This window comes from Pseudomonas sp. 51_B, from assembly GCF_017491595.1.
GTDB lineage: Bacteria > Pseudomonadota > Gammaproteobacteria > Pseudomonadales > Pseudomonadaceae > Aquipseudomonas > Aquipseudomonas promysalinigenes.
In genome coordinates, this window is the sequence record NZ_JAFGYW010000271.1 from 1 (window position 1) to 484 (window position 484).

General features: G+C 54.3%; 1 protein-coding gene. It reads left to right on the forward strand.

What is annotated here, in order from left to right:
* Positions 1-484: 50S ribosomal protein L25/general stress protein Ctc (locus tag J5M56_RS24780; RefSeq protein ID WP_207938035.1), on the forward strand; the 484-nt coding region annotated here is incomplete at both ends.

The window sequence follows — 484 nt, forward strand, 5'->3', positions numbered from 1 at the left end:
GTTGTTTACGGTGGCGACAAAGCCCCTGAATCCATCAGCATGCTGGCCAAAGAAGTTGCCAAACTGCTCGAAAACGAAGCGGCTTACAGCCACATCATCGAGCTGAACGTTGGTGGCACCAAGCAGAACGTCATCATCAAGGCTCTGCAGCGTCACCCGGCCAAAGGCCACGTGATGCACGCTGACTTCGTACGCGTTGTTGCCGGCCAGAAACTGACCGCCATCGTGCCTGTACACTTTGTTGGCGAAGAAGCTCCAGTGAAGAAAGGCGGCGAAGTTTCGCACGTTGTTGCTGAAATCGAAGTGACCTGCTTGCCAAAAGATCTGCCTGAGTTCATCGAAGTCGACCTGTCGAAAGCAGAAATCGGCACCATCATCCACCTGTCGGACCTCAAAGCTCCTAAAGGTGTTGAGTTCGTTGCTCTGGCACACGGCGATGACAAGGCTGTTGCCAACGTCCACGCTCCACGTGTTGCTGCAGAAC